This is a genomic window from Streptantibioticus cattleyicolor NRRL 8057 = DSM 46488, from assembly GCF_000240165.1.
GTDB classification, from domain to species: domain Bacteria; phylum Actinomycetota; class Actinomycetes; order Streptomycetales; family Streptomycetaceae; genus Streptantibioticus; species Streptantibioticus cattleyicolor.
The window spans coordinates 6,247,143-6,262,717 of the sequence record NC_017586.1; the positions used below are offsets into that span (position 1 = coordinate 6,247,143).

Annotated in this window: 9 protein-coding genes and 1 pseudogene; 8 read left to right on the forward strand and 2 right to left on the reverse strand. The window is 76.1% G+C overall.

From position 1 onward, the window contains the following. Positions 1 to 120: 120 nt before the first annotated feature. Both SCATT_RS27405 and SCATT_RS27410 read right to left on the reverse strand, forming a co-directional pair. Entirely contained in the window at positions 121 to 456 is a 336-nt protein-coding gene (locus SCATT_RS27405; protein WP_014146492.1) for an STAS domain-containing protein, read from the reverse strand. Between the two features lie 176 nt (positions 457 to 632). Then, entirely contained in the window at positions 633 to 1,244 is a 612-nt protein-coding gene (locus tag SCATT_RS27410) for a DJ-1/PfpI family protein (RefSeq protein WP_014146494.1), read from the reverse strand. Positions 1,245 to 2,520: 1,276 nt separating this feature from the next. Here SCATT_RS27410 and SCATT_RS27415 point away from each other — a divergent pair. The 8 genes and pseudogenes from SCATT_RS27415 to SCATT_RS27450 all read left to right on the forward strand — a co-directional run bounded on the left by SCATT_RS27415 (position 2,521) and on the right by SCATT_RS27450 (position 15,522). Next, complete coding sequence (locus SCATT_RS27415; protein ID WP_014146496.1) at positions 2,521 to 3,189, forward strand: ScbR family autoregulator-binding transcription factor; 669 nt, start codon at positions 2,521 to 2,523, stop codon at positions 3,187 to 3,189. A gap of 1,321 nt (positions 3,190 to 4,510) precedes the next feature. Next, positions 4,511 to 5,461 (forward strand): UTP--glucose-1-phosphate uridylyltransferase, encoded by a 951-nt coding sequence (locus tag SCATT_RS27420; protein ID WP_042507595.1) that lies wholly within the window; start codon positions 4,511 to 4,513, stop codon positions 5,459 to 5,461. A 522-nt stretch (positions 5,462 to 5,983) separates the two neighbouring features. Continuing rightward, positions 5,984 to 7,117 carry a ParB/RepB/Spo0J family partition protein gene (locus SCATT_RS27425; protein ID WP_014146498.1) on the forward strand — a complete coding sequence of 378 codons (1,134 nt, stop codon included), beginning with the start codon at positions 5,984 to 5,986 and terminating at the stop codon, positions 7,115 to 7,117. Positions 7,118 to 7,854: 737 nt separating this feature from the next. Continuing rightward, a complete protein-coding gene (locus SCATT_RS27430; RefSeq protein ID WP_042507596.1) occupies positions 7,855 to 9,261 on the forward strand; it encodes an MFS transporter in 1,407 nt (468 codons plus the stop codon). 190 nt (positions 9,262 to 9,451) lie between these two features. After that, positions 9,452 to 10,240, forward strand: coding sequence for an SDR family NAD(P)-dependent oxidoreductase (locus SCATT_RS27435; protein WP_014146500.1), 789 nt, complete (start codon positions 9,452 to 9,454; stop codon positions 10,238 to 10,240). A 1,185-nt stretch (positions 10,241 to 11,425) separates the two neighbouring features. Beyond that, positions 11,426 to 12,217 (forward strand): sigma-70 family RNA polymerase sigma factor, encoded by a 792-nt coding sequence (locus SCATT_RS39810; RefSeq protein WP_014628798.1) that lies wholly within the window; start codon positions 11,426 to 11,428, stop codon positions 12,215 to 12,217. Continuing rightward, positions 12,218 to 13,417: pseudogene (locus SCATT_RS27445) on the forward strand (MFS transporter); the annotation flags it as partial. 419 nt (positions 13,418 to 13,836) lie between these two features. After that, the gene (locus SCATT_RS27450; RefSeq protein ID WP_014146503.1) at positions 13,837 to 15,522 is read left to right on the forward strand and encodes an FAD-dependent oxidoreductase; all 1,686 of its coding nucleotides are present in this window, start codon (positions 13,837 to 13,839) and stop codon (positions 15,520 to 15,522) included. The last annotated feature ends 53 nt before the right edge of the window (positions 15,523 to 15,575 follow it).

Genomic DNA, 15,575 nt, shown 5'->3' on the forward strand with positions numbered 1-15,575 from the left:
CACCGCACCGGCCCGGATGCGCGGGAACGGGCCCGCGCGCACCGGCACGGATGCGCACGGGCCGCGCCCCGGGGCCGGGGGACCGCGACGCCCCCCGGCCACGGAAGAACAGGGGGGTGGTCAGGCGGCCTTGCCGGCCGTGAGCGTCCCGGTCACCACCGTCACGCACTGGTCCAGCCCGCCGGCGGCCAGCATGCGCCGCACCGGCTCGCCGGCCCCGTCGACCACGATGTCCGCGCCGGCCGGCAGCCGCTGCTGCGCGAAGGCCAGACACCGCACCGCGCCCGCGGTCACCGACGTCAGCTCCGCCATGCGCAGCACCAGCCGGTCCATCGGACGCGCCAGCGCCGCCTCGATCAGCCGCCGCAGCCGCCCGACCTCCTCGTCGGTCAGCTCACCGGCCAGATACACCGTCGTGGTGGGCCCGGCATGCCCCACATACGCCTCGAACGCCATCAACGGCCTCTTTCGCTTGTCGGAGGGGGTGCAACCACTTGTCGGCGGGGTGCGACCACTTGTCGGTGGAGTGCAACCGCCGGTCGGCGGGGTGCGGCGGTGCCGCGACGGCCCCGGGCCGCCGCGGCACCGGCAACACCGCCGGCACGCGGGAGCGCGGGGCCGGTGCGCGCGCCTCACGCGGCGGCCCCGCGCGGGGTGCTCAGCCGCTCGATGACGGTGCGGGCCAGCAGGTGGCAGTGCTCGACCGTGCGGCAGGTGACCAGGTCACGGTCGACGACCACGTCCTGGTTGAGGTAGACCGCGCCCATGTTGCGCACATCGGCGGCCACGTTGTTGTGACAGGCCACCGGACGCTCCCGCAGCAGGTCCGGGGCGCGCGAGAGCAGCAGCAGCCCGTGGCTGGAGAACGCCTTGACCAGATGCGGCATCCGGAACGCACGGCGCATCAGCTCCAGCGCCGGCGGGTCCTGTTCGACGTTCTCGCTGTACCGCAGCCGGTCGGCGACCATCCCCGAGGGCACCAGCAGCGCGGCCAGCTGCGACAGTTCGTGGTAGTCCAGCGCCTCCAGATCACCGGCGACCTCCAGCGCCGCGCGGTGCCCGTGCCCGGTGAACGTCAGCGACGGCCGGCCCCACAGCCGGGTCAGCAGCTCGACGCCGGCGCCCTCCTCGGCGAACCGGCGCTGGTAGTAGCCGATCTCCTCTTCGACGAAGTCGCTTTCCAGCAGGATCCCGATGCGCTTGCCGACCAGCCGGCCGGTCGGCAGCGGGGTGACGATTCCCATGGTGTAACGGCCCCCCATGGCCTGGTTGCGGACGAAACGACGCGGCCGGCCCGCACGGGTGCGCCCTGCAACCGCGCACCACGGCACCGCCATCCGGGATGCCCGCCCCGCGGCCCGTCCCGCCCCGCCGCACCCGTCCCGCCCCGCGCCCGCCGCCGGCCCCGCACTCGGCGGCACCGCGGCATGCGCCCCGCGGCACGGCACGGCCCGCCCGGGCCCGCCCGGCCCCGCGCACCGCACCACCACCGCCCGGCCGCCCCCGCCCCCACGGCCACCACAGCAGCGCGGTGCCACCACGATGCGTAAAGACACCACCAGCTGCTCCCTGCCGGAGAAGATTTCGAGGAGGACCGTGACGACCGGTAAGAGGGACGGAAAGGAGATCGGGGAGACTTTCCAGGACACGGCGGAACAGGACCGGGGACCACCGGGCGCAGCTGTCCCGGACGCCCGCACCGGCCCCGCGGCCGCCCGGCCGGCCCGCCCGCCCGGCGGCCCGCCCGGGCCGCGACGGCGCCCGCCGGCCGGCCCGCGACCGCCGGCACCCCACCCCTCGGCAGGGCCGGCGGTCCTTCCCGCCCCGGCCCGGGACGGCACCTGGCGCGCCCGGGCCGGAGAAACACACATCCCGCAGTCAACCCGCGCCCCGGGCAGGCGGGCAACGCCGCAGCCGGCGCCCGCTGCGACTGTGGGGAGTTGCCGCAGTCGCCGCCGCCGCGCCCCCGCACCGCAGCCCGCCCGCCCGCCGCCCGTTCCCCACCAGTGCACACCCCCCGGCCCGCACCGCACACACAACCGGCCGCCCCCCGGCCCCCGACCCCGGCCGCAGCCCCGGCCCCACACCAGCCCGGTCCCGATCCGGCACCAGTCCCCGGCCCCCGCAGCCTCCTGTCAACCCCTCAGCCCCCTCCGAACCCTCAGCGCGTCCAAGTCCCCTTGATCCCCGCGGCCGTTGGAGGACCCCGGGCCGTCACGCCCCCCGCGAGCCCTCCGGGTCCCCGCGGCTGTCGTGAAAGCCGGCCAGTGGCCGCCGGCCCTGCCCGAAGCCCTCCTGCCCGCCCCCGGCCTTTCCCGTCCGCACCCGCCGCCGTCCGGTACACGGCCGGCGGCGGGAAAAACCTGGCCGGCGTTTTTCGAAATTCTGTCCGCACGCCTTTACCCGTGGTGGAATCCGGGCCCGCCGCAGGTAAAGCGCGTGATAGGTTCCGGGACCGGACGCGGAAGGGATCCGGCCCCTGGCGTGTCAGATCCGGCACCGGGAACGGGAGAGTGTTCAGTGGTGAAACAGGAAAGGGCGGAACGGACCCGGCACGCTCTGGTCTGCTCGGCGGCCGAGGTATTCGACCGGCTCGGCTACGAACGCGCCTCATTGGTGCGGATCAGCAACACCGCCGGTGTGACCAAAGGGGCCTTGTCCTTCCATTTCGCCACCAAGGAGGAACTGGCCGACGCGGTCGAGGACCTGGCCTGGCGCATGACCCGGCAGGCGGTGCAGGACGCCGCGGCCGGCGGCGGCACCGCGCTGCAGAACCTCATCGACGTCACCCACGCCCTGGCCCGGCTGCTGTCCGGCAACGCGGTCGCCCGCGCGGGCCTGCGGCTGAGCCGGGAACGGGACCGCGACGGGCAGGCGGAACAGCCGCAGTGGTTCTCCGCCTGGCTGCCGCAGGTCCGCGTCCTGCTGGAGGAGGCGGCCCGGGACGGCAGCCTGCTGCCCGAGGCCGACGTGCAGGCCCTGGCCGTGCTGATCACCTGCACCGTCACCGGCCTGGAGACCGCCCAGCGCGTCCCCGGCCACCTGTCCGCCGCCCTCCCCGACCCCGGCCCCGCCGGCCCGCTGCCCGCCCCCGGCCGCGCCTGGCTGGCCCGCATCTGGCACCTGCTGCTGCCCCGCATCGCCCCGGACGACCACACCGCCTCCACCAAAGCCGAAGGCACCCTGTGACCCCAGCGGCACCCCCCGCCCCGCTCCCCGCGCGAACGCGGGACACGCCGGTGCCCGCGCCCACACCGGGCACGGACGGCACCCACAACGCCCCGCCCGGCGTCCGCCCCGGTCCCGCAACCGGCCAGCCCGGGGCGTGCCCGGTCCGGTCCGTCCCGTGACGGCCTGGCTGCCGTTCGGGTGTCCCTGACCTGGGGTGGGGCCGGTCGTGGGGCTGCTGTGACGGGCTGCGGCCGTGCCGTGGCGTGGCCCGTGCGGGGTGCCCGGGACGCGAGTGCGCCGGGGCGGCGTCCCGAGACGAGGGTCTGCCGCGCGGGGGTATGGCGGGGTCCGGTTCCGTGGCGTGGTGGCCCGGCTGCCGTGCGGGTGTCCCTGGCCTGGGGTGGGGCCGGTGGTGGGGCTGCTGTGACGGGCTGCGGTCACGTCGTGGTGTGGCCTGTGCGGGGTGCCCGGGACGCGAGTGCCCCGGGGCCGGCTTCCTGGCGCGACTGGTGCGAGCGGGCCGGCCGCGGGCCTGTCCAACCCCCGTAACGCGGCTGCCGTGAACGGTCCGTGCCTGGGCGGATCACCCGGGCGGGCCCGCGCCCGGGCCGGTTGCGGACCGGCCGCCCGGATGCCGGTCCGCCCCTGCGCACCGGGTGCGCGTTCCGGTGCCCTGACGCCGCCGGTGCGAGCGGCCCGTGCCCGGCCAGGGCGCGAGGGTCTGCCGTCACCCGGCCGCACGGGGACGGCACGGCCCGGGCCGCCTCCGCCGTGGCGGCGGAGGCCCTGGGGGTACCGGCTCGCGGACGGCGCCCGGGGACGTGCCGGCACGCTCCTCCGGGCGGTGCCGCGCGGCCACGGCGGCCCGGGCCCGTAACGCGGTCGGCGCGGGCGGCCGGTTCCCGGGGCGGGTGCGGGCTCGCCCGGTTCCGTGCACCGGCTGCCGCTCACGGCCGGGCCCCGGCGATCCGGGGCCCGGGGTGCCCCCCGGTCCGGCTGCCGCGCAACGGCCCGGAACGCATCCGCCCGGGCGGAGGGGCCGCTCGCGCCCCGGCCCGGAAGGGGCGGACCGGCACGGTGCCGCGAGGCGGCTGCCGGGGGCAGTCCGGTACGCCCCCGGGAGCCGGGCGGCCGGCATTCGGGGCGGGCGGGGATTGGTGTTTCCCGGCGCCCGGTCCGGCAAGGGGTTCTTCCCCGGGGGCGGGATTTTGCGGCGGGGCGGTGTGGGCGGGGGCGGGGCGGGGGTATATTCGCGGGGCCGGGGCGGACGGGTTTTCCCCGGTTGAATCGGGGCGGGAAGCTGTTTCCCATCCGTGCCCGCGTGCCTATCGTGTTCGGTATGAGTCGAAACCCTGACCGCGTCCGCAAGGCGGTCATTCCGGTGGCCGGTCTCGGAACGCGTTTTCTGCCGGCCACGAAAGCGACCCCGAAGGAAATGCTGCCGGTCGTCGACAAGCCGGCCATCCAGTACGTGGTGGAGGAGGCCGTGGCCGCCGGGCTGTCGGACCTGCTGATGGTCACCGGCCGCAACAAGAGGCCGCTGGAGGACCACTTCGACCGCAATTACGAGCTCGAGGAGATCCTGCAGCGCAAGGGCGAGGACGAGAAACTGGCCCGGGTCCTGGAACCCAACGACATGGCCGACATCCACTACGTGCGCCAGGGCGACCCGCGCGGCCTGGGCCACGCGGTGCTGTGCGCGGCCCCGCACGTGGGCACCGACCCCTTCGCCGTCCTGCTCGGCGACGACCTGCTCGACCCGCGCGACCCGCTGCTGCCGTCGATGATCGAGACCCGCGAGCGGTTCGGCGGCTCGGTGGTGGCGCTGATGCAGGTGCCGGCCGACCAGATCCACCTGTACGGCTGCGCGGCGGTGGAACACACCGGTCCGGGACCGGTGGTACGCATCACCGACCTGGTCGAGAAACCCGCCGCCGACCAGGCCCCCAGCACCTACGCGGTCATCGGCCGCTACGTGCTGGACGCCGGTGTCTTCGGCGTGCTGCGCACCACCGCGCCCGGCCGCGGCGGGGAGATCCAGCTGACCGACGCGCTGCGGCAGATGGCCCGCACCGGCGACGCCGGCCCGGTGCACGGCGTGGTGTACACCGGGCGCCGCTACGACACCGGCGACCGCGCCGACTACCTGCGCGCCACCGTGCGCCTGGCGTGCGAACGCGAGGACCTGGGCGGGGACTTCCAGCGCTGGCTGCTGTCCTTCGTCGACCGCGAACTGCGCCCCGCCCCCGCCCCGGCTCCGGCCGCGGCCCACGAGGACAGCGCCGCCTGACCCCTCCGGCGCCACCACGGCACACCCGCCGGCACCGCACCACACCGCACCGGACACACCACCCGCCGCCGCACACCACGACGCATCACCACAACGCATCACCGCGGCACCTCACCACGCACCGCGGCACCTCACCACGCACCCCGGCCCGTGTAACCGGGGAGAATCCCCGCTTGCACGCCCGGCGCACGCCCGCGCCGTCAGCCTCCGCAACACCCTTTTAACGGACCGGTCATCTGGTTTTCTTCGGGGTGATGCGGAGGCTGACGTGCATCTGCGGCCCGTACTGAGCAAGCGCTGTCTATGCAGGTCAATGCCGACTTGGACGGGTAGTTGAGGTTTCTTCGGCCCGGTGGGCAACTGGGTAAGCGGAAGCGGCGGACGGGGCCGGGAACGGGTTGAACGCATTGCAAACCGTCCGGGGGGTTTGTAATCTGCTGGGTGCGCGCAGTGGTTGTCTGCGCGGGTTTTGCACGTTGCCGCCGTGTCAGCGAGATCATCCACGAGGGGGCGTATCCAGCGATGGCTGTCGTCAGTGTGCCGACGGCGCAGCAGGACATGGCCGGTCAGGCGTCGTTGGTGGCGGGGGAGGGCGCCGGTGGTCTGAGTGAGCCTCAGCTGGTGCCGCTCGGGCTGCTGCTGCCGGCCGATTCACCGCGCCGCAGCGCGGACAACGCCGATCACGCCCGGTCGCTCGCCGAGTCCGAGAACGGGTTCCCGCCGATCACCGTGCACCGGCCCTCGATGCGGGTGATCGACGGGATGTACCGGGTACGGGCGGCGGAGCTGCGCGGCCAGGCCCATATCGAGGTGCGGTTCTTCGACGGTTCGCCGGAGGACGCCTTCGTGCTGGCGGTGCGGTCCAACATCGGGCACGGGCTGCCGCTGTCGCTGGCCGAGCGCAAGGCGGCGGCGGCCCGGATCGTGCTCTCCCACGCCCACTGGTCGGACCGGGCGATCGCGGCGGTCACCGGGCTGGCGGCCAAGACGGTGGCCTCGCTGCGGCGTTCGGCCGCGCGCGGCACCGAGCAGCCGCAGGCGCGGATCGGGCGGGACGGGCGGCGCCGGCCGCTGGACAGTGCCGAGGGGCGCCGCCGGGCGGTGGAGCTGATCACCCGCAGCCCGCAGGCGTCGCTGCGGGAGGTCGCCAAGGCGGCCGGGATCTCCCCGGGCACCGTGCGCGACGTGCGCAGACGCCTGGCCAGCGGACTGGACCCGATACCGGCGCAGCGGCGGGCCGCGGCCCGGCCGGCCCCGGCGGCCCCGCCGCGCGGCGCGCAGCCGGCGGCGGTGCGCTCCGGCGGCCAGGTCCGGGCCCGTATCACCGCCGCGCGCACGCATCCGTCCCTGGCCCGTCCGGCTGCCGCGGGGGCGGCCGGACGGGTGCTGGGCCCCGCCGCGCTGCGCGGCGGTGCGGACCGGGACCGGGAGGCGATGTTCAAGGCGCTGTGCCGCGACCCCTCGCTGCGGCACTCGGAGACCGGACGGCTGCTGCTGCGGATGCTGGAGATGCACGCGATGGCCCCGCAGCAGTGGCAGGCGGTCACCGACGCCGTCCCGGCCCACTGCGCGGACCTGGTACGGGCGCTGGCCGCCGAATGCGCCCGCTCCTGGCAGGAGTTCGCCACCGTGGTGGCCCGGGGCCGGTGTGCCTGACCAGGACACCCCCCGCCCGCCGCGCCCCGGCCCCCGCCCGGCGCGGCGGCCCGCCGCACGCTGCGCGGAGCGGTCCGCGGCGCGGCCCCCGGCCCGGGCCGTGCGGCGGTCTGCGGGGCGTTGCGCGGTCTGCCCCGCGAGGCGGCCCGCGGGGCGGTGCCTGTTACGGGCCGCGGGGCGGCTCGCGGTGCGTACCGCGGTCCGCTGCGTGCGGCGGCCTGCGGCACGGCCTGCGGGCCGGCCCGTGAGGTGGCCTGCGGAACGGGCCGTGGAGCGGGCCCCGTTGCGGCGTGCGCGGCGGTCCGCGGTACGGCGTGCGGTCCGGTCCCCGTTGCGGCCTGCGGGCCGGGCCTCGTTACGGCTCGCGGGCCGCAGCGGGCTGATCCCGGGGCGCGGTCCGGCCCGGGGCGGCTCGCGGGGCGGGCCGTGGGGCGGGTGGGGTGGTGTGAGGGTTTCCGCCGCTGGGCGCAGGGTGCGCGCGGCGGCGGGGTGGTGGGGCGGGGGAGTGCCACCGCGTGGCCGGTGTGTGCCGGCCGGGCCGGCGGCGCGTCCCCCGTTTCCGTGTGTTGGTGAGTGGACGGCTCTAGGCGAGCCTGTTGGTTTCTCAAGGGAGTTGGCCGATGTCGGCGGTGGATGAGGTATATGCGGATGCGGGCCGGACCGGCCCGCGCTCCGGGGCCGGCCCGGGTACGGGCGCGGACCCGGCAACGGGCGGTGGCGGGGGCGCCGCGCCGAGGATGACCGGCCGTCAGCGGCTGGTGCTGGTGGTGCTGCTGGTCGCGCAGTTCATGCTGGCGGTGGACTTCTCGATCCTGAACGTGGCGCTGCCGCAGATCGGCAAGGGGCTGGGCTTCTCGCTGGCGAACCTGCAGTGGATCGCCACGACGTTCGCGCTGTGCGCGGCCGGGTTCACGCTGCTGTTCGGGCGGGTGGCCGACCTGTTCGGGCGGCGCCGGCTGTTCCTGGTGGGCCTGGCGGTGCTGGGTGCCTCCTCGCTGGTGGGCGGGCTGGCCGTGGACCCGGCGATGCTGCTGTGCGCGCGGGTGGCGCAGGGTCTTGCCACCGCGTGCGTGACCCCGGCCGGGCTGTCGCTGCTGACCACCTCCTTCCCCGAGGGGCCGCTGCGGGACAAGGCGCTGGGCCTGAACGGGGCGCTGATGTCGGCGGGGTTCACCACCGGCGCGATCCTGGGCGGGGTGCTGACCGACCTGCTCTCGTGGCGCTGGTCGTTCTTCATCAACGTGCCCGTGGCCGTGGTGGTCCTGGTGGTCGCCCCGGCGGTGCTGTCCGAGTCGCGGCCCAAGCAGCGGCCCCGTCTGGACGTGCCGGGCGCGGTGACCGTCACCGCCGGCCTGCTGGCCATCGTCTTCGGCCTGACCCAGGCCGGTGACCACGGCTGGGGCAGCGCGCCGGCGCTGGCCCCGCTGATCGCCGGCGTCGTGCTGCTGGTCGCCTTCTACTTCGTGGAGGCCAAGGCCGCCTCCCCGCTGGTGCCGGTGTCCATCCTCAAACGGCGCACCGTCATCTTCGGCAACCTGGCCGGCCTGATCGCCTTCATCACCGAGACCTCCCTGGTCTTCTTGATGACCCTGTACATGCAAGAGGTGCTGGGGTACTCGCCGCTGGCGGCCGGGCTGTCCTTCGGCGTGCTGGGGGTGGGCACCATCATCGGCGGCGCGGTGGCCGCCAGGGTGATCGCGGCCACCTCCACCCGGGTGACCCTGGCCGCCGGCGGCCTGCTGCAGACCGCGGCCACCGCCGTGCTGCTGCTGCTGGGCGCCCAGCACTCCTCGATCTGGCTGCTGCTGGCCGGCACCTTCGCCGGCGGCGTCGGCAACATGCTGGTCATCGTCGGCTTCATGGTCACCGCCACCTCCGGCCTGGCCGACCACGAACAGGGCATGGCCACCGGGCTGGCCACCATGACCCAGCAGATCGGCATCACCATGGGCACCCCGATCATGTCCGCGATCGCCACCTCGGTGATCGCCGGCCGTGCCGGAGGCGGCCCGGTCCTGGACGGGGTCCGCCTGGCGGTGGCCGTCAACGCCGCCGTCGTCCTGGCCGGCGCGCTGATCGTGCCCGCCGTCCTGCCCCGCCGCACCGCCGCCGCCCCGGCCCCCGCCGCCGCGGGCGGGGCGTAACCCCCTGGTGCCGAGGGGACGGGGCCGGGGGACCAACCCCCCGCGGCCGGTGACCTTCCTCGCCGGAAAGGGCCGGCCCTCCGCCACGCCAGGGCCGCCCGCCCCGCCCCCTCGCCGCGGCACCACCCCCCGGGCCCCTACACCCCCGGGGGGTTCGTCCGAGCACGACCGCAACAGAAAGAACCCCACGATGGCGATCGATCTGCACCTGGACGGCCGGGTGTTCGTGGTGACCGGGGCCTCCTCCGGGATCGGCCTGTGCTGCGCCCGGCTGCTGGCCGCCCAGGGCGCCCGGGTGGTGGCGGTGGCCCGCCGCCCGCTGCCCGCCGACGCCGGCCCGCACATCACCGCCGTGGCCGGCGACCTGACCGACCCGCGCACCGCGCAGGAGGCCGCGCAGACCGCGCTGCGCGCCCACGGCCGCATCGACGGCCTGGTCAACAACGCCGGCGCGCTGACCTCCCGCACCGGCTTCCTCCAGGTCACCGACGACGACTGGCAGCAGACCTTCGCCACCAACTTCCACTCCGCGGTGCGCATGACCCGCGCCGTGCTGCCGGCCATGATCGAACGCGGCGAGGGCGCGCTGGTGCACATCGCCAGCGAGGCGGCCCGTTTCCCCGCCCCGGCCCTGGTGGACTACGCCGCCACCAAGACCGCGCTGCTGTCGGTCTCCAAGACCCTGGCCGCCGAGTTCGGCCCGCACGGCATCCGCTCGGTGGTGGTCTCACCCGGCCCCACCCGCACCGAACTGTTCGACGCCCCCGGCGGCTTCGCCGACCAGCTCGCCGCCGAATACGGCATGGACCCCGACGCGGCCGTCGACCACTTCGTCCGCAACGAACGCCGCCTGCCCAGCGGACGCATCGGCACCCCCGCCGACGTCGCCCGCGTCGTGGCCTACCTGCTCTCCCCGCTGGCCGGCCAGGTCACCGGCACCGAATGGGCCGTCGACGGAGGCGCCCTGCGCCAGCTGTGACCGCCCGCCCCCCTGCCCCGCCCGACCCGACGAACCCCTTGACACCGCCCCCGCCCAGCGGCCCGCCGGGCGCGGTGGCCGCAAAGGACGAACCATGACCCCTGACGCCACCGACCGGCCCCCCCGCCCCCCGCCCCGACCCCGGCCCGGCCCCCCGCCCCCGAACGGCAAGCTCCCGAGGCACGGGAGCCTGCCTCCGTGCGGGAGGTTTCCGCTGCGCGGGCATCCGTTCCCGTGCGGGAGGTTTCCGCGGTGCGGGAGTCTGCCTCCGTGCGGGAGGTTTCCGCTGCGCGGGCATCCGTTCCCGTGCGGGAGGTTTCCGCGGTGCGGGAGTCTGCCTCCGTGCGGGAGGTTTCCGCTGCGCGGGCATCCGTTTCCGTGCGGGAGGCTTCCGCCGCGCCCGGCGCCACCGGCGTCAGGCCCATCCCCGCGCCGCCGCAGCCCCCGTCCGCCCGGCATGCCTTCGCGGTGCCAGCAACTCCCGCCGGGCGCGCGGCCGTTGCCGGACGGACGGCCGACGCCGCCTCGCCGCAGGACCTGACGGCGCCCGCAACCGCTCCCAGCGGTGCGGCGGTTGCCGGACGGACGACTGATGCCTCCTTACCGCAGGGTTCTGCCGGACGGCAGGGCACGGCGGTGCGGACGGCTCCGGCCGCCCCGCCGGCCGCCGCCGAGGGGCACGCCCTCGCGGTGCCAGCAACCCCCGCCGTGCGCACGGAAGTTGCCGGACGGACGGCCGACGCCGCCTCGCCGCAGGCCCTGACCGTGCCCGCAACCGCCTCCAGCGGCACGGCAGCTGCCGGACAGCAGACCGGCCACACCCTGCCGCAGCCCCCTGCGGGACCGGCCGGGAGCACGCCCGGTGCGCGACGGCCGGCCGGCACCGCCGCGCCGCAGCCGCACGCGATACCCGCAACCGGCGCCGCAGGAACGGCCGTTGCGAAGCGGCCGGCCGCCCCGCCGGCGGGTGCCGAGGGCCGGCCCCCGGCCGCGCCACCGGCCACGGCGGTACCGGCAACCGCCGCCGGAGACCCCGTGGTTGCGCACCGGGCGGACGGCGCCGGGGGAGAGCCGGGCCGGACGGTGCGGGGGGCTTCCGGCGGGCGGTTGTCCGGGGACGGCGCCGGGTTGCGCCCGTCCGGCGGTGCGCCGCGGGATCCGGCCGCAACGCAGCCGGCGGCCGGCGTGGAGCAGGAGAGCGCGCAGGACCGCACCGCGCGGTTCGAGCGGGACGCGCTGGTCCATCTCGACCAGCTGTACGCCGCGGCGCTGCGGCTGACCCGGGACCGGCAGGACGCCGAGGACCTGGTGCAGGAGACGTACGCGCGCGCGTACCGGTGCTTCCACCAGTTCCGGCCGGGGACCAATCTGCGGGCGTGGCTGCAGCGGATCTTGACGACGACGTTCATCAACGCCTACCGCAAGAAGAAGACCGAGCCGCCGCAGGCGCCGGCCGGGCAGATCGAGGACTGGCAGCTGGCGGGGGCGGCCTCGCGGCTGCCGGCGGGCGGGGAGTCGGCCGAGACGGCGGCGCTGCGCCGGATCTTCGACCCGGCGGTGGCCGAGGCGATGTCGTCGATCCCCTACGACCTGCGGCTGGTGGTCTACCTGGCCGATGTCGAGGGCTACGCCTACCGGGAGATCGCGGCGCTGACCGGGGTGCCGCAGGGCACCGTGACCTCCCGGCTGCACCGTGCGCGGCGCCGGCTGCGGGTGCTGCTGGCCCCCTACGATCCCGGTCACGGCGCCGGCCATGGCGCGCCCCGGCCGGGGGAGGGGGGCCCGCCGGGGTGCCAGCGGCCACGCGGCGGCGGGCGGGAGGCGCCGGCGCGCGGGCGGATCCCCGCCCAGCGCGGCCACCGCACCCCCGCCCCCGCCTCCGTCCCCGCCTCCGCCGCGACGGCGGGTTCCGCCGTGCCCGCGGTCTCCGGCGCGGGCCGGCCGGGCGGCGGGGCCGGGCAGGGGGGTGCGGGTTAGATGCCGGTGGCACTGCTGGCGCTGGCGCTGGGCGCGTTCGGGATCGGCACCACCGAGTTCGTCATCGTCGGTCTGCTGCCCGAGGTCGCCGGTGACCTGCACACCTCGATCCCGGCGGCCGGGCTGCTGGTGACCGGTTACGCGCTGGGCGTGGTGGCCGGGGCGCCGCTGATGACCGCGGCCGGGGCGCGGCTGCCGCGCAAGACGATGCTGGCGCTGCTGATGGTGGTCTTCATCGCCGGCAACGCGCTGTGCGCGGTGGCGGCCACCTATCCGCTGCTGATGGCCGGCCGGCTGGTGGCGGCGCTGACCCACGGGGCGTTCTTCGGCATCGGGTCGGTGGTCGCCGCCGACCTGGTGCCCAAGGAGAAGAAGGCCCGGGCGATCGCGCTGATGTTCACCGGGCTGACCATCGCCAACGTGCTGGGGGTGCCGCTGGGCACCTTCACCGGCCAGCGTTTCGGCTGGCGGGCGACGTTCTGGGCGGTCACCGTCCTGGGCGCGGTGGGCCTGGCCGCGGTGGTGGCCCTGGTGCCGGCCACGCCCCGCCCGCCGGCCGGCGGACTGCGCGGGGAGCTGGCGGTCTTCGCCCGCCCGCAGGTGTGGCTGGCGCTGGCGATGACCACCTTGGGCTTCGCCGGGGTCTTCGCCTCCTTCACCTACCTGGCGCCGATGATGACGCAGGTGGCCGGCTTCGCCCCGGGCACCGTCTCGTGGCTGCTGGTGCTCTTCGGCGCCGGGCTGTGCGCGGGCAACCTGATCGGCGGGCGGGCCGCGGACCGGGCCCTGATGCCCAGTCTGTACGGGTCGCTGGCCGCGCTGGCGGTGGTGCTGGCGGTCTTCGTCTTCACCGTCCACGACAAGACGGCGGCGGCGGTGACGGTGGCGGTCTTCGGCGCGGCCGGGTTCGCCACCGTCGCCCCGCTGCAGACCTGGGTGATGCGGCAGGCCGGCGGTGCGCCCGCGCTGGCCTCGGCCGCCAACATCGCCGCGTTCAACCTCGGCAACGCGCTGGGCGCCTGGCTGGGCGGGGCCGCCATCAGCGCCGGCTGGGGCTACAGCGCGCCCAACGGCATCGGCGCCGCCCTGTCGGCCGCCGGCCTTGCGGTGACCGCCGTCGCCGGCGCCGCCGCCCACCGCCGCCGCACCCCCGCCCGCCCCCCGGTCCCCGCGTCAGACCCCGCCCCGGCCCCCGCCTCCGGTCCCGGTCCCGTGCCCACGTCCGGTGCCGTGTCCGGTGCCGGAGCTGGGCCGGATCCGGCACCGGGGACCGTGTCCGCGTCCGAGCCCGGCTCCGTGCCGGTTCCCGTACCGGGCTCCGCACCCGCACCCGCACCTGCCCCGGCGCCGGCCTGCGGCCCCGCGCCCGGTACCGCGCCTCCACCCGCGCCCCCGCCGGGGCCCGCACCCGCGACCCGTGCGTCCGGGGCCGTGCGGGGCCGGCGCCGAACTTGATCCCGTACCGCCGTGCGGGCCGGCCGGGCCGGCCGGTACCGGTGCCCCACCGGCGCCGGGGCCGGCACCACCGGTCCGCGCACCCGGCGGGCACGTCCCATCCCGCAACCGGCCGGCCGCGCCCGGCGCGGCCGGCCGCAAGGAACGCCACCAAGGAGTCGTCGATGAGCGCTCTACCCCGCCGTACCGTCCTGGCCGGCGGTGCCGCCGTGGCCTCCGCCGCGGCCCTGGCCGCCCCGGCCGCCGCCGCGCCGCGCACCGCCGCGGACGGCCCGGACGGCGGACGCGGCGGTGCGTCCGCCGCGCCGAAGGGGGACACCATCACCCCCTCCGACCCGCGCTACCCGCTGTACACCACGGGCAACAACCAGCGGTTCGTGGCCCGTCCCGAGTACGTCAAGACGATCCGTTCCACCGCGGACGCCGAAGCGGCCGTGCGCGAGGCGGTCCGGACGGGCAAGCGCGTCGCGCTGCGCTCGGGCGGCCACTGCTTCGCCGACTTCACCTCCAACCCGCAGGTGCAGGTGCTGCTGGACCTGTCGGAGATGAACGCCGTCGGCTACGACCCGGCCCGCCGTGCCTTCTTCGTCGAGCCCGGCGCCCGCCTCTACAACGTCTACGAGGGCCTGTACAAGGGCTGGGGGGTGACCATACCCGGCGGCATCTGCTGGAGCGTGGGGGCCGGCGGCCACATCGCCGGCGGCGGCTACGGCCTGCTCTCCCGCGCCCACGGCCTGGTGGTGGACCACCTGTACGCGGTGCAGGTGGTCACCGTCGGCCGCGGCGGGCAGGTGCGCACCGTGGTGGCCACCCGGGAGCCCGACGACCCCAACCGGGACCTGTGGTGGGCCCACACCGGGGGCGGCGGCGGCAACTTCGGTGTGGTGACCCGCTACTGGTTCCGCTCCCCGGGCGCCACCGGCACCGACCCCTCCCGCCTGCTGGTGCGGGCCCCCTCCACGGTGCTGGTCTCGGCGGCGGCCGTCGACTGGTCGGAGCTGACCGAGGCGAAGTTCGCCCGCCTGCTGAAGAACTTCGGCGCCTGGCACGAGGCCAACTCCGCGCCCACCTCCCCGTACCGCCACCTGAGCAGCCTGTTCAACGTCTCCCACAAGGCCCACGGCAGCCTGGGGATGTTCACCCAGATCGACGCGGCCGTCCCCGGCGCCCGCCGCATGATCGACGACTACATGGCGGCGCTGACCGCCGGCACCGGGGTGACCCTCAAGCCGCTGGACCGCGCCGGCGGTGAACTGCCCGCCCTGCCCGGCATGCTGGCCCCCCGCGAACTGCCCTGGCTGCAGGCGTCCCGCCTGGTGGGGACCGACAACCCCACCATCACCAACCCCACCGCCCGCGGCGCCCACAAGTCGGCCTACATGCGCAAGAACTTCACCGACCACCAGATCGCCGCCCTGTACAAGGGCATGACCCGCCCCGACTTCCACAACCCCGACACCATGCTGGTGCTCTTCTCCTTCGGCGGGCAGGTCAACGCCGTCGCGGAGAACGCCACCGCCAACGCCCAGCGCAGCTCGGCGTTCAAGATGTGCCTGCAGACCTTCTGGACCGACGCCGCCGACGACCCGTTCTACCTGGGCTGGGCCCGTGAGGTGTACGAGGACTTCTTCGCCGCCACCGGCGGCGTCCCGGTCATCGGCGAGCGCACCGACGGCTGCTACATCAACTACCCCGACCGGGACGTCACCGACCCGGCCCGCAACCGCTCCGGCGTGCCGTGGACCACCTTGTACTACAAGGGCAACTACCCGCGCCTGCAGCAGGTCAAGAAGCGCTGGGACCCCACCGACTTCTTCCGCCACTCGATGTCGGTCAAGCCCGCCCGCTGACCGGCCGCACATCTGCGCACCTCCCGAAGGGGCCCGCCGCCCGGCAAGCGGCG